We start from the raw sequence: 22237 nt of genomic DNA, 5'->3' as shown, positions 1-22237 counted from the left end.
CCCTGGTTTTCTCACGCCATCTCAGGCCAGCATCTCGCTGGCCTTGTTGTCTGGACCTCCCCCGGCGCGCAGCAGACCCGACTGTGAGCCAGTTCAATAAATTCACACTGCGCTGGCCGTCAGATAGCGTGTTCCCAAAGCGAGTCTCTACAATGGCCCATGCCGATTTTTTTACCCAAGCGCTTTTTTGTGCCATGTCATCAATGCAAAAAGAGAAGCCAAAACAACTCAATCCCCTGTTGCCCGGATATGCCTTCGATGTCTTCCTCGTCTCTGGCATGACACCTATCGAGCAACACAGCCCACTCGACTTCATCATCGACCGACCTGGTGGCATGAAGGGGTTCATCGTCAACTTGACCATCAAGGGCAAGGGGCAGATCTTTCAGGGTGATCAGGCGTTCACGGTGGAGCCAGGCGACTTGCTGCTCTTCCCGCCCGCGGCCGTGCACCATTACGGCCGGGCACCGGATGCCCGGGAGTGGTATCACCGCTGGGTCTATTTCCGGCCAAGAGCCTATTGGGCCGACTGGCTCAAGTGGCCGCGGGCGGTTGCCAATGTGGGGCGTCTGAATCTGGCAGACGGTCAATTGCTCGATGAGTTTGATGCGCTGTTTCTCGATATCGAAGAGACCCACAAGCAGCTGAGGCCCATGTCGGAGCAACTGGCAATGAACCTGTTGGAGCGGCTGCTCATCCGTTGTTACGAGGCGTCCTCCCTGACGGAATATCCCGCCATTGATCACAGGGTTCACGAAGCGTGCCAGATCCTGAGCGACTCGCTTTCGGCTGAGATATCGGTCGAGGCGCTGGCCGAGCAGGTGTTTTTGTCTCCTTCGCGGCTGGCCCACCTGTTTCGCGAGCAAGTGGGGGTGAGCATAGTGCGTTGGCGCGAAGATCAGCGGATCATGCGGGCCAAGCTCCTGTTGCAGACCACGCCCATGTCGGTCGCCGCCATTGGTCAGCAGGTGGGGTATGACGATCAGCTCTACTTCTCACGGGTGTTCAAGAAACGGGTCGGTGTCAGCCCGACCGAATATCGCAAATGCGCCACCCCGCTCTGACAGGGGGATTGCAGACAGGTGAAGCAAAGCACGGGCGAATTGCATCAAAACACCAGGTATTGGCCGCAAACAGGGACGTCACTGACGTCCCTGTTTGCCGATTGACTTGCTGGTGTCGAAGAGGATGGGAGAGATGACGGTGCCATGTTTGCCCACGTTTTTGCTGCCAGAGCCTGGCTAGGGTGCAAGGCGTTCAAACCGGCGTCAGTTCTCTCCCGACGATGTCACTATTCGTGATGGCTACGAAGAGTGCCCGATAGCGACATCGTCAGGGACATCAGAGGATACCGGCGCCTGCCGAGGGTTTACTGATATAGATGCTGGGTTGCAACCCGCTGACCTGGGGATAGCGGGCATTGACCTGTTTACAGACTATCGAGGTCAGTGAATGTGGCACCAGCGCCACAACGCAGCCACCGAAGCCGCCACCCGTCATTCTCACACCGCCGCGACTGCCGATGATCTCCTTGATGATGTCGACCAGGGCATCAATGGCGGGCACGGTAATGGCAAAATCATCCCGCATCGAGGCATGGGAGAGCGCCATCAGCTCCGCCATCATGATCATGTCTTCATTGGCCAGGGCATCGGCTGCGGCCAGGGTCCGTTCATTCTCGGAGATGACATGCCGTGCGCGGCGAGCGACGACGGGATCCAGCTCATCGGCTCGGGAGACAAACTGCGTCATGGTCAGATCGCGCAGCGCCTTGACGCCAAAATGGCGGGCCGCCTCTTCACATTGTGCCCGGCGGGCATTGTATTCACTGTCGACCAGTCCGCGGCGAACATTGGAGTTGATGATGACAACATCGATGCCAGCCGGAATACGGACGGGGCGAGTCCTCAGGCTGCGGCAGTCTATCAGCAGGGCGTGATCCTGCTGACCCAGAGCCGAGATGAACTGATCCATGATGCCGCAGTTGCAGCCGACGAACATGTTCTCTGCCAGTTGCCCATTGAGGGCGATATCGGCCTGACTGATGTCGAGGTGATTCATCTCCTTAAATATCTGCCCCACGGCCACTTCCAGAGAGGCGGAGGAACTCAGGCCAGCGCCCTGCGGGACATTGCCACTGAGCACCAGATCGGCACCGGTCAGTTCGCAGCCCCGCAGCAGCAGATACTTGATGACTCCCCGTACATAGTTGGCCCACAAGTATTCAGGGCGTGACGCTATGGGACGGCTCAAATCAAACTCATCCTGCTGATTGTTGTAGTCAGCGGCGATGACTCGCACCAGGCTGTCCTGGCGAGGAGCCGCACTGATCACTGTCTGATAGTCAATGGCACAGGGGAGTACAAAACCGTCGTTGTAATCCGTGTGTTCACCGATCAGATTGACGCGACCTGGCGCCTGGATGGCGAGGGTCGGATGGTAACCGTATTGGGTGTAAAACGTGGTATCAGTCACGCTGCGTGGTGATTCAATACTCATAACTCAACCTCAAACCTGTTCGCGAAAATGGACATCACTGACAGCACGCAGTCGTTCGGCCGCCTGCTCTGCCGTCAGATCACGCTGTGTTTCTGCCAGCATTTCATAGCCGACCATAAACTTGCGCACGCTCGCAGAGCGCAGCAGGGGCGGGTAGAAGTGGGCGTGCAACTGCCAGTGGTCGTTCTCTGCGCCATTGAAGGGGGCGCCATGCCAACCCATGGAATAGGGGAAAGAGCACTGGAACAAGTTGTCATAACGGCTGGTCAGTTTCTTGATCGCGAGCGCCAGGTCTGCCCGCTGTTGCGGGTTCAATGCGGGCAGGTGCGCCACCGAAAACTTGGGCAGCAGCAAGGTCTCGAACGGCCAGGCGGCCCAATAGGGCACGACCGCCAACCAGTGCTCCGTTTCAACCACGGTGCGACGGCCATCGGCTCGCTCGCGCTCGACATAATCGAGCAACATGGCGCGGCCATGTTTGGCAAGGTATTCCCGCTGGGCGTTGTCTTCTTTCACTGCTTCGTTGGGCAAGAAGCCGTTGGCCCAGATCTGTCCGTGGGGATGTGGATTGGAGCAACCCATCATGCTGCCCTTGTTTTCGAATACCTGGATCCAGGGATAATCATGTCCCAGCTCTGCGGTCTGCTCGCACCAGGTATTGACCACGGCGGTGAGTGCCGGGAGCGGCAGCTCGGGCAGTGTCTTGCTGTGATCCGGTGAGAAGCAGATCACCCGGCTGGTACCACGGGCACTCTCCAGCTGGAACAGGGGATCGTCACTGGCCGGTGCTGCCGGTGTGTCTGTCATCAGGGCGGCAAAGTCGTTGGTAAAGACGAAGGTCTCCTGATAATCCGGATTCTTGTCACCGGTGACGCGGGTATTGCCTGCGCAGAGGAAACAGTCAGGGTCGTGGGGGGCTCGCAGGGTACGATCCGGCTCATCCTGCTGACCCTGCCAGGGGCGTTTCGCCCTGTGGGGCGAGACGAGTACCCACTGCTGGATCAGCGGGTTATAACGACGATGCGGGTGATCGGTTGGTTCAAATTGCATGGATAAATGCTCCTCGTGCTGGCCACTCATAGGGTCGGATAGCCGTTCGGATTTTGTGATTGCCAGCGCCAGGTATCGGCGGTCATGTCATCAAGGGTGCGATGAGCTTGCCAGCCCAGTTCGGTGAGGGCCCGGCTGGGATCTGCCCAGCATTGGGCGATATCCCCCGCGCGCCGTGGCACTATTTCATAAGGCAGGTCACGGCCACAGGCCCGGGAGAAGGCGGCATGTATGTCGAGAACGCTGTAGCCATGTCCTGTTCCCAGGTTGTAGACATGAACGCCCGACTGCCCGAGCTTGGTCTGCAAGGCCGCCACATGCCCGTCGGCCAGATCCATCACATGAATGTAATCGCGCACGCCAGTGCCATCCGGGGTGGGATAGTCACCCCCAAAAATGGCGAGTTTGTCACGGCGTCCTACTGCCACCTGGGCAATATAGGGCATCAGATTGTTGGGGATCCCCTGTGGGTCCTCACCCATCAAGCCACTGGGATGAGCGCCCACTGGATTGAAATAACGCAGCAGGGTCAATGACCAATCGGGCGCCGCATTGGCAAAGTCCTTGATGAGGCGCTCAACCATCAGCTTGCTCTGGCCATAAGGATTGGTGGCTTGCAGGGTTGGGCTCTCCTCTCGGACAGGCATGGTGTCCGGCTCACCGTAGACGGTGGCCGATGAGCTGAACAACAACGTCTTGACCCCGGCACGCTGCATCGCCTGCAACAAAACCAGAGTGCCGCTGACATTATTGTCATAGTATTCAAGGGGTTTTTGCACTGATTCCCCGACGGCCTTGAGTCCGGCGAAATGGATCACGGCATCAATCTGCTGTTCCGCGAACACCCGATCCAGCAAGCTGGCGTCACGCACATCCCCCCGATAGAGCACTGGGCGCTGCCCACTGAGAGTTTGGATACGTTCGAGAACACTTTCTTTGCTGTTGGCGAGGTTATCTAACAGTATGGGGGTCATACCGGCAGCGATAAGCTGCAGACAGGTATGACTTCCTATGTAACCAGTTCCACCGGTGACAAGGATTTTCAACATGTGGCGCTCCTTGGTGCTCATTCCTGTTGGTGTTTTTATTGTGTAACCGCTTTCCCTTATTGTGCTCTTGCCGGGAAGGGGAGGGAAGATGGCTGTGCATTTAATGTGATTTTTGTCACAAATGGTCTTTGGAAAGCTGGCTTGTCGGGATTTTGTGTATGTAAGCGAGTTACACTGCCGCCGACATGTATTGATAGGATGCTCCCGCTTTTTAGATGAAAGCCGTGTCAGGCATGGGAAATGCCGGTAGTATCTTGAACCCATGAAATAATGGTTTTTATTTGTACCGTTCACCGGAAAAGCTAATCCATGGCAACAATCAAAGATGTAGCACTCCTGTCTGGCGTATCTGTCGCCACAGTCTCACGTGTCATCAATAATTCTCCCAAGGCGAGTCAGGCATCCCGTGATGCTGTCTTCAAGGCGATGAATGAACTCAACTACCATCCCAACGCCAATGCGCGGGCCTTAGCCCATCAAAGCAACGAGACACTGGGGCTGGTTGTTGCAGATGTGTCCGACCCCTTCTTCGGCACCATGGTGAAAGCCGTAGAACAAGTGGCACAGTCGACGGGCAACTTCCTGCTCATCGGGAATGGCTATCACGATGCCGTCAAAGAAAAGCATGTGATAGAGCAATTAATTGGCCATCGCTGTTCGGGGCTGGTTGTGCACGCCAAAATGCTGCCGGATGAAGAGTTGATCCAGATGATGAGTTATGTCCCTGGCATGGTGCTGATCAATCGCATCGTCCCCGGGTACGAGTCCCGCTGTGTGGCGCTGGACGATCGTTATGGCTCCTGGTTGGCAACTCGTCATCTGATCCAGGAAGGGCACAAGAAGATAGGGTTTCTCTGCTCCAATCATCAGATCTCTGACTCACAAGATCGCTTGCAGGGTTACCTTGATGCGTTGCAAGAGCACGAGATAGCCGTCGATGAGCGCCTGATCTCCCGTGGCAGTCCGGATGAACTGGGCGGTGAGGCGGCGATGACTGAACTGCTGAGCCGAGGCCAGCATATGACGGCAGTGGTCTGCTATAACGACTCAATGGCAGCAGGGGCATTGTCCGTGCTGAGCGACAATGGTATCGAGGTACCGCAGGAGCTATCACTGGTCGGATTTGATGATGTCCTGATTTCTCGTTATTTGCGCCCTCGCTTGACGACGGTGCGTTATCCCATCATCGCCATGGCCACCCAGGCTGCCGAGCTGGCGATCGCCTTGTCAAAAGGGGGACCCCTGCCCCAGACGACCCATATGTTCAGCCCTACTCTGGTTCGCCGTCATTCGGTCCGGAGTATTGACTGACATTCCCCTGATCCCCCGCTGTCGATAAGTCATCAGGCAAGGCCGTCAAGGCGCCTTGCTTTTTTGTCTCTTCCTTGTCTGTGTACTCTTCCTCTTGTTGCTGCGTATGGCTGTCCAGATGCAACAGCGCCATCATCCATCCATCCATCCATGTCTTGCACCAGGTGATGCTGCTCACATTTTTGATGGACCCGCTGCAATTTCCGTATGTCGTCATCGCCGTTGATTTTCTGAATGCATAAGCTGTGTAATCGATAACACCCTCGCTTGTATTTTTTATTGCTTAGTAATCATAAACTTAAGGGTTGTTCATTATTGTTTGTTTAGTAATTAAATGCTTCAGCGATGTAATAATTACAATTATGTGAGTTGTATCATGTCAGTGGTGGCTTGAATCTTTCTATAATCCACTCCGGCTAGTGAAAGCGCTTTCCCTCTGGATTGGTGAGCGTTCATCAAGATAACAATGCAACAGTGGAATAAAGGAATGACTATGAAAGTGAAGCTACTGACTACATCCGTTGCCCTGGCACTGTCAATGACAGCATTTAGTTCTAATGCTGTTGATTTTTCTGGTTATTTTCGATCCGGCGTAGGTGTATCCCAAGATGGGGATATGCAAACCGGCAATCAGAGCCTTGTCGGACGCCTGGGTAACGAAAGTGATACCTATACCGAAATTGGTATTGGTCAGGAGGTTTACAACAAGGACGGCAAGGTTTTCTACGTTGACAGCATGTTCAGCATGCAGAGCAATGGTTCCAATGATTATGAAAGCACGGCAACTGTCTGTGACTTTGATAAAAAGCAGTGCAGTGAAGATGCGACATTTGCCCTGCGTCAATTCAATGTGAAAGCCAAGGGGCTGATCTCTGCTGCCCCCGATGCTGTGGTCTGGGCGGGCAAGCGCTTCTATCAGCGCCACGATCTTCACATCATCGATACCAAATACTGGAATATCTCGGGTGCCGGTGCCGGTATTGAAAACCTCAAGGCGGGTCCGGGTGCATTCTCGCTGGCGTGGATCCGCTCTGATGGCAACGATATCGATAACTCGATTGTCGACAATGATCTGAACGTCAACTTCCTGGATCTGCGGTATGCCGGCTGGGCACCCTGGGAAGGGGCCTGGACTGAGGCGGGCGTCAGCTATGCCATGCCCAATCCGACCGATGAGCAGAAAGCCACAGGTGGCAAGTACGATCCCGAGAACGGTGTCATGTTGACGGCAGAAATGAGTCAGTATTTTGCTGGCAGCGGCATCAACGAGAAGCTGGTGCTGCAGTATGCGAACAAGGGGCTTGCCCAGAACATGATCTCCCAAGGGGGCGGCTGGTATGACGTTTGGCAACTCACTGATGACGCCAAGGGTTACCGGGTGATCCTGACCGGTGATATTCCCCTGGGTGACAAGTTCTCCGTCAACCATGTCTTTACCTATGGTAAGGGTGAAAAACTGCAGGAATGGCACGACAACACTGAGTTGTTCAGTGCAGTGGCTCGTGGCGGTTATGCCTGGACCGATATCATGAAGACGCTGGTTGAAGCCGGTACATATGAAAGCACCAAGACCTGGACCAGTGGTTCTGAAGACAAGTCCAGTGGTCAAAAATACACCCTGGCGCAGGCCTGGTCTGCCGGCCCCAGCATGTTTGCCCGCCCAGAGATCCGTGTGTTTGCCAGCTACCTGAAAGATGGTGAAGGCGAGTCATTCAATGGGGGGGAAGATGACAGCACCTGGAACTTCGGGGTACAGGCCGAAGCCTGGTGGTAAGCACCACACAGATTGAACAATCAGGGAGCCATTGGCTCCCTTTTTGTCCCGGACAAGGAGATCGCCGATGGGTTGGAAGGGGGGGCTACCGTTGTTGGGAGCCATGTTGCTGATGAGTGCATCGTCCATGAGCAAGGAGGGGGAGCCCATGATTATCGGGGCGGATGTCTCCCATTTACCGCAGCTGGAAGCGGCCGGTGCCCGTTTTTATGATGGTGCGCGGCCAGAAGACTTGCTGGTTATCCTCAAGCGTCATGGGATAAATGCCATTCGTATCAAGGTCTGGAATGAGCCCGGCGAGCATTATCGCTTCCCGGCGGATCAGAGCGGGGTTGAGGGGTATAACAACCCGGATCATGTGATTGCTCTGGCCAGGCGGGCCCATCGGATGGGATTCAGGATCATGCTGGACTTCCACTACAGCGACTGGTGGGCCGATCCAGGCAAGCAGAATATGCCGGTTGCCTGGCGTGACAAGTCCGTGGCTGTGGTCAGCGAGCGGCTCTATCAATTTACTCACCAGCTGATGAGCCGTTTGCAAAGGGAGGGGATCACCCCGGCCTGGGTTCAGGTGGGCAATGAGATCTCCAATGGCATGATGTGGCCGCTGGGGCGTTTGCCTCACTGGGATAATCTGGCCCTGTTTCTTACCGCAGGCGCTCGCGCCGTCAAGGCAGTGTCACCCTCGAGCCAAGTCATACTGCATCTGGATGCGGGTGGCGATAACGCGCGTTGTCGTCACTGGTTCGAAGAGATCCTCGCCCGCAAGGTTCCCTTCGATGTGATGGGACTCTCTTATTACCCGGTGTGGCATGGCGCCATGAGGGATTTGGCTCGCAACATGGTTGACCTTAGCAGCCGTTTTTCCCGTCCTGTCATCGTGGTTGAAACGGCTTACCCCTGGACACAGGGCAATGGGGATCAGCAGCAAAACATCTACACCCATACCGGGCCAGAGACCTATCCGATGACCCCGGTGGGGCAGCGCGACTTCCTGTGGCAGTTGCTGCGCGAGATCCATGGTGTACCGCAGGGGCGAGGGTTGGGTTTCTTCTACTGGGAGCCCGAGTTCATTGCGGTAGCGGGGGCTGGTTGGAAGCGGGGGGCGGGGAATGAGTGGGATAATGTGACCCTGTTTGATGCCGATGGCCGAGCTTTGCCGGCGCTCAGATCCTTGGCTCTGGCGGTGAGATCGGTGACGAAAAAAGAGTAAGGCTTGTTTGAAGCGCAGGGGGATGCCAAGAGCTCCCCCTGCTATCAGTGGTGATGTTGCGATCAGTTTTGCAGGAATGCATCCATGGCATAGGTGGGTTTGCCACCTTGATCCATCAGGCCGAGCGAGTAATTCTGCCAGCCGTTATGGCTCTGGGGTTCCCAGTAGAAGACGCCCAATCCCTTGTTGTCCGGGATCCATTTCATCTTGTTGAGCAGGTCGACCAGGGTGTCGTAGCTGTTTTTCGGATCATCCCAGGGCATGCCCACCTCCACTATCATTACCTCCTTGCCATGGCGGCTGACCATATCGGCAAGGTTGTCATAGCAACGGTTGTTCATGGAGAACCAGTCGCCATTGCCGGTCTGGGTGGGGTAGATGGATGCGCCGATCACATCCCACTTGGCGCCATTGGCCTTGAGGCCGTCAAACATCCAGCGGTAAAGGGCATTGTTCTCGCAGTTGGCGAGATGGACTATCACCTTGGTCGACTTGTTGACGGCCTTGACGGCGTCATAACCACTGTTGATCAGCCAGGCAAAATTGCGCATGTTGGCCGATGCCTTGCCGTCATCCCACAGCATGCCATTGTTGGTCTCGTTGCCAACTTGTACCCATTTTGGCGTGATGCCGGCCTGCTTCAGGGCGACGAGCGAGTTGTAGGTATGCCAGTAGACGTTGGACATCAACTGCTCGAAGGTATAGCCCTGCCAGGCGGCCGGTTTGGTCTGTTTACCCGGGTCGGCCCAGCTGTCGCTGTAGTGAAAGTCGATCATGATATCGAGGCCCGCCGCCTTGGCCCGTTTGGCTTTGGCGATGACATCGTTGAGGCTATTCCAGCCTCCGGCCGGATTGACCCAGACCCGCAGCCGGATGGCGTTGATGCCGTGCTGCTTCAGGGTGAGCAACAAATCTTGCTGCTTGCCACTGTCGTTGTAAAACCTGTAGCCGGACTGCTCCATCTGGGTTAGCCAGCTGACGTCGGCTCCCTTGACCATGGCAGTACTTTCTGACGGGTAGAGCATGCTGGCGCCAAGCACCAGAGCACTGATCAAGCTCAGTTTCATCCTTGTTTCTCCGTAATTGAAAAGGGGTCGGGCTCATGGCTGAACCCGGGGCAGGGGGAAGGTTGTAGGGCAATCGCCTGCCTGGATGCGCCATGGCCATGGCACATCCAGTCAGGTGCTGGGCAAACGTAATATGGGCCGGAGACGGCCCATGGGAGCGTTACTGCGCCTTGCTCACCGTCAGCTGGATGCTGGCGGGATCGCGGCGATCCAGGGTAAAGAGGTAGGCCCCATCCTCGAGGGGGGTGAACTTCATGTCGCTCCACTGGTAACCGGCCTTGACGATGACTGGCTTGCCGGCTTCCACCTTGCTGGCGGGGTCGAACTGGCCGTAGGTGGTATCACTCTTCCACTTCTCATCGGCAATCTTGAATTTGTAGGCGCCGTGGCCGGCTTGCAGGCTGGTGGTGACGGTGAGCAGATCAGGTTGACTCTGGACCAGTTGCTGGGCGGCCGGGGCCTCCCAGTTGTTCATCTCCCCGCGCAGGAAGAGAGGACGAGTCTGCGCCGTATCGGCCTCGGCGGCCCAGACTGGATGAAGGCAACCAAGCAGGGTAGCGGCTAGGAGCGTGTGTTTGAGCATTGTCGTTTCCTTGTGTTGTGTCTCAGTGGCGCCGGCCGGTGTCGACCGGCAATCGGTTACAGGCTGAATCGTTGTACCAGCGTGAGCTGCTGTTGTGAGAGCTGTTGCAACTGACTGCTGGTGTGGGCAACGCGGGTCAGCATCTCCTGGTTATCGTCGGAGATGCTGTTGATATTGTTCATGTTGCTGGCAATTTCTTGACTGGTGTTCTGCTGTTGCTGGGCAGCAATGGCGATCTGGATGCTGAGATCCGCCACCTGTTGCAGCGAGCTGGCGAGGTGGATGAGGGTGTGACGGGATTGCTCGCTGTCATCGGCGCAAAGTGCCATCACATCGGTGCAGCCACTTATGGTGGTGACGGCCCTGTGCACGCTCTGCTGTAGCGCCGTGATCATCGCCTGAATGGTGGTGGTGGATTCTGTGGTGTGCTTGGCCAGCTGGCGTACCTCGTCTGCCACCACGGCAAAGCCTCTGCCCTGTTCTCCGGCTCTTGCTGCCTCAATGGCGGCGTTGAGTGCCAGCAGGTTGGTCTGTTCCGCAATCCGGCTGATGAATTCCAGAATGCTGCCTATGTTGTTGCCCAGCCCGTGAACCTCCTCGACGATGCGGCGCGAATCCGCCAGACGATGGGAGAGCTGGGTCATGCGCGTCAGGGTGTTTTCACTCATGGTGCTGGCGGAACGGGCTTGCGTCGACACCTCCTTGATCGTTTGCTGGGCATGTCCGGCGCTCTCTGCCACATCGCGTACCGTGTGCTCCATCTCGAGCATGGCGCTGGCAACACTGGCCGTTTCACTGCGCTGCTGCTCCAGTTGTCGCTGCGCATTGAGCTGGGCACACTGGTTCTGGTTGGCCATCTCCCCCAGCGAGCTGGCGGCCATCACAATTTGCCCCAGCATGTTGCTCATCTCCTGGGCGAGGGCATTGATCCCCTTGGCCAGTTGGCCGAATTCATCCTGCTGCCGATGGTTGATGCGCCTTGTCATGTCACCCCGACTCAGGGCCTCGAGCACCGTCAGGGTCTGCTTGATGGGGGTTCGGATGGAGTGAATGATGCGCCAGAGCACCAGTGCGCTGACGGCCAGTGACAGCAGCAGACCGACAAACAGCAGGGATTGCAGCTGGCTCAGGATCTGTTTGCTGCTCTGCACCCGCAGGGCAAGCTGGGTATCGATACTGTTGTCGATCTCCGCCAGCTCACCCAGCACCGAGTCGATGATACGGGTGGCCTGAGTGCTCTGGTTGCGCAGTTGATCGCTCTCTTGTGCCAGGCGAAGGTGGGTTGCCAGCAAACCTGCGTTGCCTGCGCTCTGTTGTACAACCCGGTCAAACAGGGTGCCCACCGACTGCTCCAGATCGATCTTGCCGCCAAAGGCGCTCTCCTGCTTGAGCAGTTCTGCCGCCAGTGTCTGGCGTTGGCGCTGGATAGCCTTGCTGAGTGTCTGGTTGCTGGCCAGTTGCCCCGCAATACGGGCCGCATCCTGCAGCTTCATCGCCGCCTGTGTATTGGTGAATAACAGCTCCAGCTGGTTGGCCAGCGCATTCTTGAGTCCGGCTGTGTAGTGGGCGCCCAGTGTTTCAACCAGCATGGCGAGATCTCCCTGCAGGCGCTTGTTGTCACGGGTCAGGGAGGTGTCTTCTGTCAGGATCTGCTGGCTCTTCAGGTTGGCGGCATAGCTCTCAACAATCTGGGTTGCAAGCTGCCAATAGGTCGTCTGCTGCTCGGTGAGGGCATGGATGCGGCTGATCATGGCCGGGTGGTGCGAGGCCTTGTTGCCAAGCAGTGCCAAGTCCTGTTCAAACGCCTGCTGCCAGCGCGCAAGCTCGGCTCGTCCCTTGCTGACGTCATCGCTCGTCTGCAGGGTGAGCAGGCCACGCAGAACCTTGTCCTGCATAAACAAGTCTTTGGTCACCGAGCGACTCTGAACCAGAGTGGGTGCCACCTCGCCCGTCAGGATGTCGACCTGCATGGCCAGCTGGTTGCCTGCTCGTAACGAGACCATCACGGCGAGAACCAGCAGAGTGATGATCAGACCAAAACCAAGTATCAGGCGCTGGATGATGGATATCTGTGGTATGGGTATTTTCATTGGTATCGCTTACATATTGAGAGTGACATGGCTGACCGTCGATGAGGATCACCAATATGGTATTTTTAGCCAGCTTTATCAGGAGGTTGGTGAGTGTTAGTCATACTTCACGACGCTTTATAGAGGCGTGTCTTTGTACTCAAATTCACTGATTTTGTGTAACGTTTCACTTTTTGTGGTTATTGTTACACCGCCATGGTGCTCAACCAAACAGGATTTAAACAGGGTTGAGAGCCGGCTCTCATTTTGCTGGTATTTTGTGCTGCAGGAAGGGAGTGCTTTGGGTCTGAGGTGAAGGGTGAGCGGCAGGGCATGGGATCAGGGAAGAAAAAAGCCCCCGGTATTGGCGGGGGCAAATCTGGCATTGATAAAAGCGGGTGTAGAGAAGACAGAGGGGTTAGCGGCTGATCCGGGTGCCATCGGCGGCAAAGACAAGGCAGTGCTCAGGTGAGAAGAAAACATCGAGCTGCTGGTACGGCTTGAAGGCATTGTCACCGGGCAGCAGCAGCTTGAAGCCGTCGATGCCACAGCATTGGCCGAACAGATAAGTGCTGTTGCCAAGGCGCTCAACCACTTCACAGGTAAAGGATAGATGGATGCCATCACCGCCAGGAACCAGGTGCTCTGGCCTCAGGCCCAATGTGATAGTACTGCCAGCTGCCAGCTCGCTGGTGATGATGGGCAGGGTGATGGTTCTTTGCTCTGACAGTGCGAGCTCCAACTGGCTGGGAGACCAGCTAATGACCTGAGCTGGCAGGAAATTCATCTTGGGTGAACCGATAAAACCGGCCACAAACTGATTGACTGGTTTGTAATAGAGATCCATGGGTGAGCCGACTTGCTCCACCTTGCCGTAGTTCATCACGACTATCTTGTCTGCCAGTGTCATGGCCTCGATCTGGTCATGAGTGACATAAATCATGGTGGTTTTCAGCTCCTGGTGCAGCTTGGCGATATGCAGGCGCATCTCGACCCTCAGTTCGGCATCCAGGTTGGAGAGGGGCTCATCAAACAGGAACACCTTGGGGTTGCGCACTATGGCACGACCAATGGCAACCCGCTGCCGTTGTCCCCCCGAGAGCTGTTTTGGTTTGCGGTCAAGAAGATGGGAGAGTTGCAGCGTCTTGGCAACCATGCCGACCTGATGCTGGATCTGCTCCTTGGGCACTCCGTTCACTTTCAATCCATAACCCATGTTTTCAGCCACAGTCATGTGGGGATAGAGGGCATAGGACTGGAATACCATGGCAACGCCACGGTGGGCAGGGGCAACATCGTTGACCACAGTGCCCCCGATTGCGATATGGCCGTCGGAGATCTCTTCCAGACCGGCGATCATTCTCAGCAAGGTTGATTTGCCACAACCTGAGGGGCCGACAAAAACGGTGAATTCACCATCTTCCACCTCCAGATCCACATTGTGCAGTGTCACGTTGGTGCCGAAACGCTTGACAACACTGTTCAGACTGATACTCGCCATACTGCTAACTCCTTGATTATAAATCCAATCTGTCATGATGCTCGATGTCGTTTGTGACACGGGGAACACATCAGGAACCAGACATAAACAGCCGGAAACCCGCTTCGCGACGACTGCATGCATCACTTGTGACGGGAATATAACAGTGGAGTGTAACCGCTTGCACAAAATGCTGTTTCTTTTGTGTATGAGATCACAACCTTTGCATATGCTGCTGGCAGATATGACGTGCTCCGCTTACCGTAATCACATTCGGTGTAACCGTTACCCTTGTGGCAGCCCTCTCGGGTGAGTTCATGGAGGCGTGGCCTGGTGAGGTGTACCGGGAAAGCATACCGGATCTCATGGTACAGAACTGAAAGTTGATTATTAATCAATTAGTTATGTAATTTGTCGCGTTTTTTGGCAACGCAGCCTGCAACCCTTGCTGAGATTGTGTAGTGGCTTGGTAGACAGAGAGTCATACCCGTGTGATTGGAAAGAGTGAAATTATTACACACATTGGTTTGATGCACGGCAAAAAACACGATGGAACAATCATTTTCGCTTGAACAGGGACAAGGATAAAAGATGAAAATCAATAAGTTAACAGCAGTGATTATGTTGTCATTGGGGGCGGGCAGCCTGTTGAGCCATGGGGTGATGGCGGCAGAGGGTGAGCTGCTGGTGTGGGAAGACATCAAGAAGTCCAATGGCATTGAAGATGCGATCAAGGCATTCGAAGCCCAGTACAAGGTGAAAGTGAAGATCCAGGAGATGCCATATGCGCAGCAAATCGAGAAGCTGCGGCTGGATGGCCCGGCAGGCATAGGTCCCGATGTACTGGTCATTCCCCATGATCAGGTCGGTGGTGCCGTGGTGCAGGGGCTGCTGTCCGAACTCAAGGTGGATGCCAAGTACATGGACAGCTTTACCAAGCCCGCCGTGGATGCGCAGACCTATGAAGGCAAGTTGTACGGTATTCCTAAAGCGGTCGAGACCATAGTGCTGGTGTATAACAAGGACATACTGCCAAAAGCACCGGAAACCTTCGATGACTTGATCAAAGTTTCCAAAGAGCAGCGCGCCGCCAATAAATATGGTCTGCTAGCCAAATTTGACGAGATTTATTACTCATATGGCGTCGTTGCCGGTATGGGGGGATATATTTTCGGCCAGAATGCCAATGGTTCCCTGAATGTGAACGATATCGGGCTGGCCAATCAGGGGACGATTGATGCGGTCACCTTCCTCAAATCGTTCTACGCGGATGGCTTGTTCCCGGCAGGGATCGTCGGTGAGACAGGTGCCAATGCCATCGACTCGCTGTTTACCGAGAAAAAAGCTGCTGCCGTTATTACGGGCCCCTGGGCATTCAAACCTTACCAGGACGCCGGCGTGAATTATGGGGTGGCACCACTGCCCACTCTGCCAAATGGCGAGCACATGCGATCTTTCCTTGGGGTAAAGGGATACAGCGTCTCTACTTATTCCACTCAGAAGGAGTTGGCTCAACAATTCATCGAATTTATCAACCAGCCTGAATACGCCAAAATTCGTTTTGAGAAGACAGGTGAGATTCCACCCGTCAAGTCACTGATTGATGATCCGGTTATCAAGGGGGATGAGAAAGCAAGGGCCGTTGCCATCCAGGCCGGTTATGCCGTTCCCATGCCAAGTGTACCGGAAATGCAAGAAGTATGGACGCCCTCCAATAGCGCTCTGCAATTGAGCGTGACCGGCAAGCAAGATGTCAAGGCTGCCCTGAATGGTGCCGTTAAAACCATCAATATGCAGATTGAGGCAAACCACGCAAACCGGGATTAACGATACGCAGGCGTTACGCCTTGCCTGCATGGGTAGTATTAAGCTGCTTGATGCTACCCATGTTTCTTTAAGGATAGGAGGTATATTGTGGTTGTCGATTCCAGCGAAATCGCACAGGTTGGTTTAAAAACCCAGCACGCCAAGATTGCTGCATTATTATCGCTGATCCCGGGCTTTGGTCAGTTTTATAACAAGCAGTTTATCAAAGGTGCGCTGTTTTTTATCGTCATGTCTTGTTTCCTTAGCGTATTCAATGACTTTTTACAACAAGGATTTTGGGGGCTATTTACGCTGGGGACCGAGTTGCCTAGAGATAACTCGTTGTTTCTGCTGGCTAAAGGGGTGATCAGTGTCTTGATCGCGACGTTTGGTGTCGGTATCTATTACTGGGGGCTCCGCGATGCTTATCTCTGTGGTGAAAAGCGGGATCAGGGCTATGCATTATCTGGTATCAGAAAACAATATCAGCTTTTGTTGAGTGAAGGTTTCCCTTATCTGATGATCACCCCGGGTTTTATTCTGCTGGTGTTCGTGGTGGTCTTTCCTATTATTTTTGGTTTTTCTATTGCCTTTACCAACTACGATTTGTATCACACGCCACCGGCCAAGCTGGTTGACTGGGTTGGGCTGAAAAACTTCTTTAATATATTTCGTCTGGATTTGTGGCGTTCCACCTTGCTGGACGTATTGCAGTGGACAGTGATTTGGACCCTGATTGCGACCACATTGCAATGTTCGGTTGGTGTCCTGTTGGCGATCCTGGTCAATCAGAAAGACCTCAGGTTTAAAGCGCTCATTCGCACCATTTTGATATTGCCATGGGCAGTGCCCGGTTTTGTCACCATTCTGGTTTTTGCCGGCATGTTCAATGAAACCTTTGGGGTGATCAATAATGGCATTCTGGCGTCATTAGGTATTGAGCCCAAGCAGTGGATGACGGATCCTTTCTGGACTAAAACGGCATTGATCCTGATGCAAACCTGGTTGGGTTTCCCGTTTGTCTTCGCCATGACCACTGGCGTACTGCAGGCTATTCCTGACGATTTATATGAAGCGGCTACCATAGACGGTGCCAGCACATGGCACAAATTGACCACGATTACCTTGCCGTTGGTACTCTATTCGATTGCGCCGATCCTGATTACCCAATACACCTTCAATTTTAATAACTTCAACATTATTTATCTGTTCAATAACGGTGGTCCGGCTGTAATTGGATCCAATGCGGGTGGTACGGATATTCTGGTCTCCTGGATTTACAAATTGACCATGTCCTCCTCTCAATATTCCATCGCGGCCAGCATTACGATTTTGCTGTCCATCTTCGTAGTTGGTATCGCACTGTGGCAATTCCGCGCAACCAACTCCTTCAAGCAAGATGATATGGCCTAAGGAAAGCTGGAATATGAGCGTCAAACACAGTGTTAAAAAGAGTAACTTTATTCGGCTGGGCATCAGTTATGTGCTGCTGTTGATGGTCGCGGTGATCATCATCTATCCACTTATCTGGACTGTGGGGGCTTCCCTTAATCCGGGTAGCAGCCTGCTCAATACCTCGATCATGCCTGACAATCTGTCGTTCCTGCATTACCAGGAGCTGTTTGATGGCCGGATTGATTATGCCGCCTGGTATTGGAACTCCATGAAGATCAGCTTCCTGACCATGGTGCTCACCTTGATCAGCGTCAGCTTTACCGCCTATGCATTCTCCCGCTTCCGCTTTCGCGGTCGCCAGAATGGACTGATGCTGTTTCTGTTGCTGCAGATGGTGCCCCAGTTCTCGGCCCTGATCGCCATCTTCGTGCTGGCGCAGATGCTGGGTCTGATCAACAGCCATCTGGCGCTGGTGCTGGTTTATGTGGGGGGCATGATTCCCATGAACACCTATCTGATGAAAGGCTATCTGGATGCCATCCCAAAAGATCTGGATGAATCTGCACGGATGGATGGTGCGGGCAACTTCCGGATCTTCATCGAGATCATCATGCCCCTTTCCAAACCCATCATAGCGGTGGTGGCCCTCTTCTCCTTTACCGGCCCGCTCGGTGATTTCATCCTGGCCAGTACCATCTTGCGTACCCCGGATCAATTCACCCTGCCCATCGGGCTCTATAACCTGGTCGCCCAGAAGATGGGGGCCAGTTACACCACCTATGCAGCCGGTGCCGTGCTCATCGCCGTGCCCGTCGCCATCCTTTATCTCTCACTGCAGAAGTACTTTGTTTCCGGCCTGACCGCAGGCGGAACCAAGGGCTAATCACACAGGACCTCAACGATGAAATTAAAAAACAGTTTGTTGGTGGCGGCCATGCTGGCCACTGGATTGACCATGATGGCCCCCTCGGTTCTGGCGGCTGAAACGGTGCAGATCCAGCCGGTCAAGGTGGCGGCTGACTTTATCAAGGGGGCCGATGTTTCCATGCTGGCCGAGGTAGAGAAGCACGGCGGCAAGTTCTTTGATGAGCATGGCAACCCGCAGGATGCCATGGCCATTTTGAAGGAAAATGGCTTCAACTATATCCGCCTGCGATTATGGGTCGACCCCAAGGATGCTGATGGCAAGCCTTATGGTGGCGGCAACAATGATCTGGCGACCACCATAGCGCTTGCCAAGCGGGCCAAGGCCAATGGCATGAAGTTCCTGCTGGATTATCACTACAGCGATTTCTGGACGGACCCAGCCCGGCAGAACAAGCCCAAGGCATGGGCCAACATGAATATCGACCAGCTGACCGAGGCTGTCTATCAACACACCAAAACCACTATGGATGCCTTTGCCAAAGCCGGTGTGTTGCCGGACATGGTGCAGGTGGGCAACGAGATTAACGGTGGCATGCTGTGGCCGGAAGGCAAGAGCTGGGGCCAGAACGGGGGGGAATTCGACCGTCTGGCGGGGCTGCTGAATGCGGGGATCAAGGCGGTCAAAGAGCATGGGGATCAGATAAAAATCATGCTTCACCTGGCGGAGGGGACCAAGAATGACACCTTCATCTGGTGGTTTGACGAGATAACCAAGCGCAAGGTGCCGTTCGATATCATAGGTCTCTCTTACTACATCTACTGGAACGGCCCCATGAATGCCCTCCAGTACAACATGGATGACATCAGCAAGCGCTATGACAAGGATCTGATCGTGGTCGAGGCGGCTTACGGCTATACCACAGCCAACTGCGATAACGCCGAAAACAACTTCACCTCGAAAGAGGCGGATGACGCCGGGTATCCCGCCACTGTGCAGGGGCAGGCCAATTATCTCCATGATCTGTTGCAGGTAGTCACCAAGGTGCCGGAAGGGCGCGGCAAGGGGGTCTTCTACTGGGAGCCGGCCTGGTTGCCGACACCGGGCGCCACCTGGGCCACCAAGGCCGGCATGAAATACAACAGTGATGACTGGAAAGAGGGCAATGCCCGCGAGAATCAGTCGCTGTTCGATTGCCAGGGCAAGGTGTTGCCTTCCATCAAGGCGTTCAACTAGTCACCCATGATCGGCGGGCCTGTGTGCCCGTCGGCGATGATGTCCATTATATGGAGATAGTGCATGTTCAAGTTTCCCCCCCTGAGCAGCAAGGTGCCTGTCCTGTTGCACGGTGCCGATTACAACCCTGATCAATGGCTCGATGATCCTGCCGTGCTGGCCAAAGACATAGAGATGATGAAGCAGACCAACAGCAACGTGATGTCGGTCGGCATCTTCAGCTGGTCGGGTCTGGAGCCCGAAGAGGGGCGTTATGAATTTGGATGGCTGGATCGAGTGCTCGATACGCTCTACGCCAACGGCATCTATACCTTCCTGGCCACCCCGAGCGGGGCACGTCCCGCCTGGTTGTCAAAGGCCTATCCCGAGGTGCTGCGCACCGACAAAAACCGGGTCAAGGCATTGCACGGTGGTCGCCATAATCACTGCATGAGCTCACCCGTTTATCGTGACAAGGTGCGCCAGATCAACGGTGCCCTGGCCAAACGCTACGCCAACCATCCCGGTGTCATCGCCTGGCACATCTCCAACGAATACGGTGGCGAGTGTCATTGCGAGTTGTGCCAGCATCAGTTCCGCGATTGGCTCAAAGCCCGTTACGGTACTCTGGATGCCCTGAACAAGGCGTGGTGGAGTACCTTCTGGAGCCACACCTTCACCGATTGGCAGCAGATAGAGTCCCCATCGCCCATTGGCGAAAGCACCATCCATGGTCTGAATCTGGACTGGAAGCGCTTTAACACGGCCCAGGTCAGTGACTTCTGCGCCGCCGAAATAGCCCCCCTGAAGGCGGAAAACCCGGCACTGCCCGCGACGACCAACTTCATGGAGTACTTCTACGACTATGACTACTGGCAGCTGGCCAAGGTGATCGACTTCATCTCCTGGGACAGTTACCCCCTTTGGCACAATGCCGAGGATGATTGCACCCTGGCGGCCTATACCGCCATGTACCACGACCTCATGCGCACCCTAAAAGGGGGGAAACCTTTCTATCTGATGGAGTCTACCCCCAGCCTGACCAACTGGCAGCCCATCAGCAAACTGAAAAAGCCGGGCATGCATATCCTCTCTTCCCTGCAGGCGGTGGCTCATGGCTCCGATTCGGTGCAGTACTTCCAGTGGCGCAAGAGCTGTGGCTCGGTGGAAAAATTCCATGGCGCCGTGGTCGATCATGTCGGCCATATCGATACCCGTGTTGGCCGCGAAGTGCAGGCGCTGGGAGAAACTCTGAGCAAGATCTCTGCCGTGGCCGGCAGCAAGGTGGAAGCCAGAGTCGCCATTATTTTTGACTGGGAGAGCCGCTGGGCCATGGACAACGCCCAGGGTCCCCGTAATGCCGGTCTCTTCTATGAGAAGACGGTGGCCGAGCACTATCGTGCCTTCTGGGAGCAGGGTGTCGCGGTGGATGTGATCAATGCAGATTGCGATCTGAGCCCTTATTCGCTGGTCATTGCCCCCATGCTCTATATGGTTCGCGACGGCTTTGCCGAGCGGGTCGACGGTTTTGTCCAGGCGGGGGGGCGCTTCGTGACCACCTACTGGTCCGGCATCGTCAACGAGACGGATCTCTGTCATCTCGGCGGTTTCCCGGGGCCATTGCGGCCAGTGCTCGGGATATGGGCAGAAGAGATCGATAGTCTCTATGACCATGAGCGCAACGCTATCAGTGGCCTGCCGGACAATGAGCTGGGGCTGAAGGGACCCTATGAGGTGACTCAATTGTGCGACCTGATCCAGTTGGAAGGGGCGCGTGCTCTCGCCAGCTACGATAGCGACTTCTATGCCGGCCGCCCGGCGGTGACGGTCAACGACCATGGCAAAGGACAAGCCTATTACATCGCCTCGCGCAACGATCTGGCGTTCCAGCGTGACTTCTTCGGCAAGCTGATAGAAGAGCTGGGCTTGCCATGGGCCCTGGCCACCGAACTGCCGTTGGGGGTCACAGCACAGCGCCGCACCGATGGTGAGCAGGAGTTTATCTTCCTGCAGAACTACACCTGTGAGGCAAGAGCGGTGTTGCTGCCATCTGCTTACACGGAGATGTGTACCGGTCAGCCTCTGACAGGGAAACTGGCCCTGGAGGCTTATGGCTGCCGTGTCTTGAGCCGTCCGGTTCAGTAAACCCCGAGCCCGTCTTGTAGACGGGTTCTTTTGATTATTTCCCGATGCGTGAGCTGCGGGTAAAAAAGGGAGAGAAGCATGGTATCCATGCACGATTTCAAGCGTCTGTTTGGTCTGGCACTGGGCCACAAATCGCAAAAAGGGCAGGAACCAGAGGCTGTGTCCGGGCTGGATGAAGAGGGGATCCTGGAACTGGTGGCGGCATTTGGTGGAAAAGAGAACATCGAGTCGTTTGATGCCTGTCTGACCCGGCTCAGGGTCAAGGTCAAGGCGCTCTCGCCGGTGAACAGCGAAGCGTTGCAGCAGTTGGGCGCCATCGGCGTCATCATCATAGGGCAGGAGGTGCAGGCCATCTTCGGCAAGCGCTCTGACAACCTGCGCCGGGATCTCGCAACCTGGTTTGAATAATGTGATCCGGCGCGATAGTGCTGGTCAGCGAGTCTGGCTACGCCTGATTGACTCGCCTGTTCTGCCGTATCTGGTCACTCGCCCATGACGAATTGATCTGTTATGGCTTGTCCTGGGCGCATAAACCACAACGCATTGCCAATTTCTCATCTCAATCATTGGACTGTACATGTCAGTAAATATGAAAAAGACCAAAATCGTCTGCACCATAGGTCCCAAGACCGAATCCAAAGAAATGCTGGCTAAAATGCTGGATGCCGGCATGAACGTCATGCGCCTGAACTTCTCCCACGGCGATTACGCCGAGC

18 protein-coding genes are annotated in these 22237 nt (G+C 55.1%); 11 read left to right on the top strand and 7 right to left on the bottom strand.

Going from position 1 to position 22237, the window contains the following annotated elements; genetic code table 11:
* Positions 1-152: 152 nt before the first annotated feature.
* A complete protein-coding gene (gene araC / locus GWQ27_RS14805; protein ID WP_005310828.1) occupies positions 153-1064 on the top strand; it encodes an arabinose operon transcriptional regulator AraC in 912 nt (303 codons plus the stop codon).
* 277 nt (positions 1065-1341) lie between these two features.
* Here the strand turns inward: araC and galK are convergent, their stop codons facing one another.
* The 3 genes from galK to galE are packed head-to-tail and all read right to left on the bottom strand — an operon-like array spanning position 1342 to position 4595.
* The gene (galK, locus tag GWQ27_RS14800) at positions 1342-2499 is read right to left on the bottom strand and encodes a galactokinase (protein ID WP_275907657.1); all 1158 of its coding nucleotides are present in this window, start codon (positions 2497-2499) and stop codon (positions 1342-1344) included.
* A 9-nt stretch (positions 2500-2508) separates the two neighbouring features.
* Positions 2509-3549 carry a galactose-1-phosphate uridylyltransferase gene (gene galT, locus GWQ27_RS14795; protein ID WP_059112384.1) on the bottom strand — a complete coding sequence of 347 codons (1041 nt, stop codon included), beginning with the start codon at positions 3547-3549 and terminating at the stop codon, positions 2509-2511.
* 26 nt (positions 3550-3575) lie between these two features.
* Positions 3576-4595, bottom strand: coding sequence for a UDP-glucose 4-epimerase GalE (gene galE / locus GWQ27_RS14790; RefSeq protein ID WP_162626345.1), 1020 nt, complete (start codon positions 4593-4595; stop codon positions 3576-3578).
* Between the two features lie 312 nt (positions 4596-4907).
* On the opposite strand from galE, the gene galR reads away from it, so the two are divergent.
* From galR to GWQ27_RS14775, 3 genes are all read left to right on the top strand, one after another.
* Positions 4908-5909, top strand: a complete 1002-nt coding sequence (gene galR / locus GWQ27_RS14785; protein WP_005310836.1) for an HTH-type transcriptional regulator GalR — start codon at positions 4908-4910, stop codon at positions 5907-5909.
* A gap of 487 nt (positions 5910-6396) precedes the next feature.
* Positions 6397-7683, top strand: a complete 1287-nt coding sequence (locus GWQ27_RS14780) for a maltoporin (RefSeq protein ID WP_096118574.1) — start codon at positions 6397-6399, stop codon at positions 7681-7683.
* Positions 7684-7750: 67 nt separating this feature from the next.
* Positions 7751-8896 (top strand): arabinogalactan endo-1,4-beta-galactosidase, encoded by a 1146-nt coding sequence (locus tag GWQ27_RS14775; protein WP_275907656.1) that lies wholly within the window; start codon positions 7751-7753, stop codon positions 8894-8896.
* A gap of 62 nt (positions 8897-8958) precedes the next feature.
* Here GWQ27_RS14775 and GWQ27_RS14770 read toward each other — a convergent pair whose 3' ends face one another.
* The 4 genes from GWQ27_RS14770 to ugpC all read right to left on the bottom strand — a co-directional run bounded on the left by GWQ27_RS14770 (position 8959) and on the right by ugpC (position 14116).
* Complete coding sequence (locus GWQ27_RS14770) at positions 8959-9963, bottom strand: glycosyl hydrolase 53 family protein (protein WP_059112381.1); 1005 nt, start codon at positions 9961-9963, stop codon at positions 8959-8961.
* A gap of 160 nt (positions 9964-10123) precedes the next feature.
* Positions 10124-10546: a hypothetical protein gene (locus tag GWQ27_RS14765; RefSeq protein WP_219590105.1), complete on the bottom strand. Its 423-nt coding sequence runs from the start codon at positions 10544-10546 to the stop codon at positions 10124-10126.
* Positions 10547-10602: 56 nt separating this feature from the next.
* A complete protein-coding gene (locus GWQ27_RS14760) occupies positions 10603-12636 on the bottom strand; it encodes a methyl-accepting chemotaxis protein (protein ID WP_275907655.1) in 2034 nt (677 codons plus the stop codon).
* A gap of 397 nt (positions 12637-13033) precedes the next feature.
* Complete coding sequence (ugpC, locus tag GWQ27_RS14755; RefSeq protein ID WP_275907654.1) at positions 13034-14116, bottom strand: sn-glycerol-3-phosphate ABC transporter ATP-binding protein UgpC; 1083 nt, start codon at positions 14114-14116, stop codon at positions 13034-13036.
* 570 nt (positions 14117-14686) lie between these two features.
* Here ugpC and GWQ27_RS14750 point away from each other — a divergent pair.
* The 7 genes from GWQ27_RS14750 to GWQ27_RS14720 all read left to right on the top strand — a co-directional run.
* Positions 14687-15922, top strand: a complete 1236-nt coding sequence (locus GWQ27_RS14750; protein WP_017412379.1) for an extracellular solute-binding protein — start codon at positions 14687-14689, stop codon at positions 15920-15922.
* Positions 15923-16009: 87 nt separating this feature from the next.
* Complete coding sequence (locus tag GWQ27_RS14745) at positions 16010-17314, top strand: sugar ABC transporter permease (protein WP_275907653.1); 1305 nt, start codon at positions 16010-16012, stop codon at positions 17312-17314.
* Positions 17315-17327: 13 nt separating this feature from the next.
* Positions 17328-18179, top strand: a complete 852-nt coding sequence (locus GWQ27_RS14740) for a sugar ABC transporter permease (protein ID WP_059112374.1) — start codon at positions 17328-17330, stop codon at positions 18177-18179.
* An 18-nt stretch (positions 18180-18197) separates the two neighbouring features.
* Positions 18198-19397 (top strand): arabinogalactan endo-beta-1,4-galactanase, encoded by a 1200-nt coding sequence (locus GWQ27_RS14735; protein ID WP_059112373.1) that lies wholly within the window; start codon positions 18198-18200, stop codon positions 19395-19397.
* Positions 19398-19460: 63 nt separating this feature from the next.
* The gene (locus GWQ27_RS14730; protein WP_275907652.1) at positions 19461-21521 is read left to right on the top strand and encodes a beta-galactosidase; all 2061 of its coding nucleotides are present in this window, start codon (positions 19461-19463) and stop codon (positions 21519-21521) included.
* A gap of 78 nt (positions 21522-21599) precedes the next feature.
* Positions 21600-21929 carry a glucose PTS transporter subunit EIIB gene (locus GWQ27_RS14725; protein WP_059112371.1) on the top strand — a complete coding sequence of 110 codons (330 nt, stop codon included), beginning with the start codon at positions 21600-21602 and terminating at the stop codon, positions 21927-21929.
* Between the two features lie 181 nt (positions 21930-22110).
* Positions 22111-22237 (top strand): pyruvate kinase (locus GWQ27_RS14720; RefSeq protein ID WP_265177126.1); only part of this gene is annotated, 127 nt, incomplete at its 3' end.

The organism is Aeromonas sp. 5HA1, assembly GCF_029237245.1.
GTDB lineage: Bacteria > Pseudomonadota > Gammaproteobacteria > Enterobacterales > Aeromonadaceae > Aeromonas > Aeromonas salmonicida.
Note: the sequence above shows the minus strand (reverse complement) of the source record. Positions and strands in the feature narration are given on the sequence as shown.

What these genes read in the sequence shown, in the direction of transcription:
- GWQ27_RS14750 (WP_017412379.1), top strand. Translation starts at nt 14,687, where the DNA reads ATGAAAATCAATAAGTTAACAGCAGTGATTATGTTGTCATTGGGGGCG.
- GWQ27_RS14760 (WP_275907655.1), bottom strand. Translation starts at nt 12,636, where the DNA reads ATGAAAATACCCATACCACAGATATCCATCATCCAGCGCCTGATACTT.
- galR (WP_005310836.1), top strand. Translation starts at nt 4,908, where the DNA reads ATGGCAACAATCAAAGATGTAGCACTCCTGTCTGGCGTATCTGTCGCC.
- GWQ27_RS14765 (WP_219590105.1), bottom strand. Translation starts at nt 10,546, where the DNA reads ATGCTCAAACACACGCTCCTAGCCGCTACCCTGCTTGGTTGCCTTCAT.
- GWQ27_RS14775 (WP_275907656.1), top strand. Translation starts at nt 7,751, where the DNA reads ATGGGTTGGAAGGGGGGGCTACCGTTGTTGGGAGCCATGTTGCTGATG.
- GWQ27_RS14740 (WP_059112374.1), top strand. Translation starts at nt 17,328, where the DNA reads ATGAGCGTCAAACACAGTGTTAAAAAGAGTAACTTTATTCGGCTGGGC.
- ugpC (WP_275907654.1), bottom strand. Translation starts at nt 14,116, where the DNA reads ATGGCGAGTATCAGTCTGAACAGTGTTGTCAAGCGTTTCGGCACCAAC.
- GWQ27_RS14735 (WP_059112373.1), top strand. Translation starts at nt 18,198, where the DNA reads ATGAAATTAAAAAACAGTTTGTTGGTGGCGGCCATGCTGGCCACTGGA.
- galT (WP_059112384.1), bottom strand. Translation starts at nt 3,549, where the DNA reads ATGCAATTTGAACCAACCGATCACCCGCATCGTCGTTATAACCCGCTG.
- GWQ27_RS14770 (WP_059112381.1), bottom strand. Translation starts at nt 9,963, where the DNA reads ATGAAACTGAGCTTGATCAGTGCTCTGGTGCTTGGCGCCAGCATGCTC.
- GWQ27_RS14725 (WP_059112371.1), top strand. Translation starts at nt 21,600, where the DNA reads ATGGTATCCATGCACGATTTCAAGCGTCTGTTTGGTCTGGCACTGGGC.
- GWQ27_RS14730 (WP_275907652.1), top strand. Translation starts at nt 19,461, where the DNA reads ATGTTCAAGTTTCCCCCCCTGAGCAGCAAGGTGCCTGTCCTGTTGCAC.
- galK (WP_275907657.1), bottom strand. Translation starts at nt 2,499, where the DNA reads ATGAGTATTGAATCACCACGCAGCGTGACTGATACCACGTTTTACACC.
- araC (WP_005310828.1), top strand. Translation starts at nt 153, where the DNA reads ATGGCCCATGCCGATTTTTTTACCCAAGCGCTTTTTTGTGCCATGTCA.
- GWQ27_RS14780 (WP_096118574.1), top strand. Translation starts at nt 6,397, where the DNA reads ATGACTATGAAAGTGAAGCTACTGACTACATCCGTTGCCCTGGCACTG.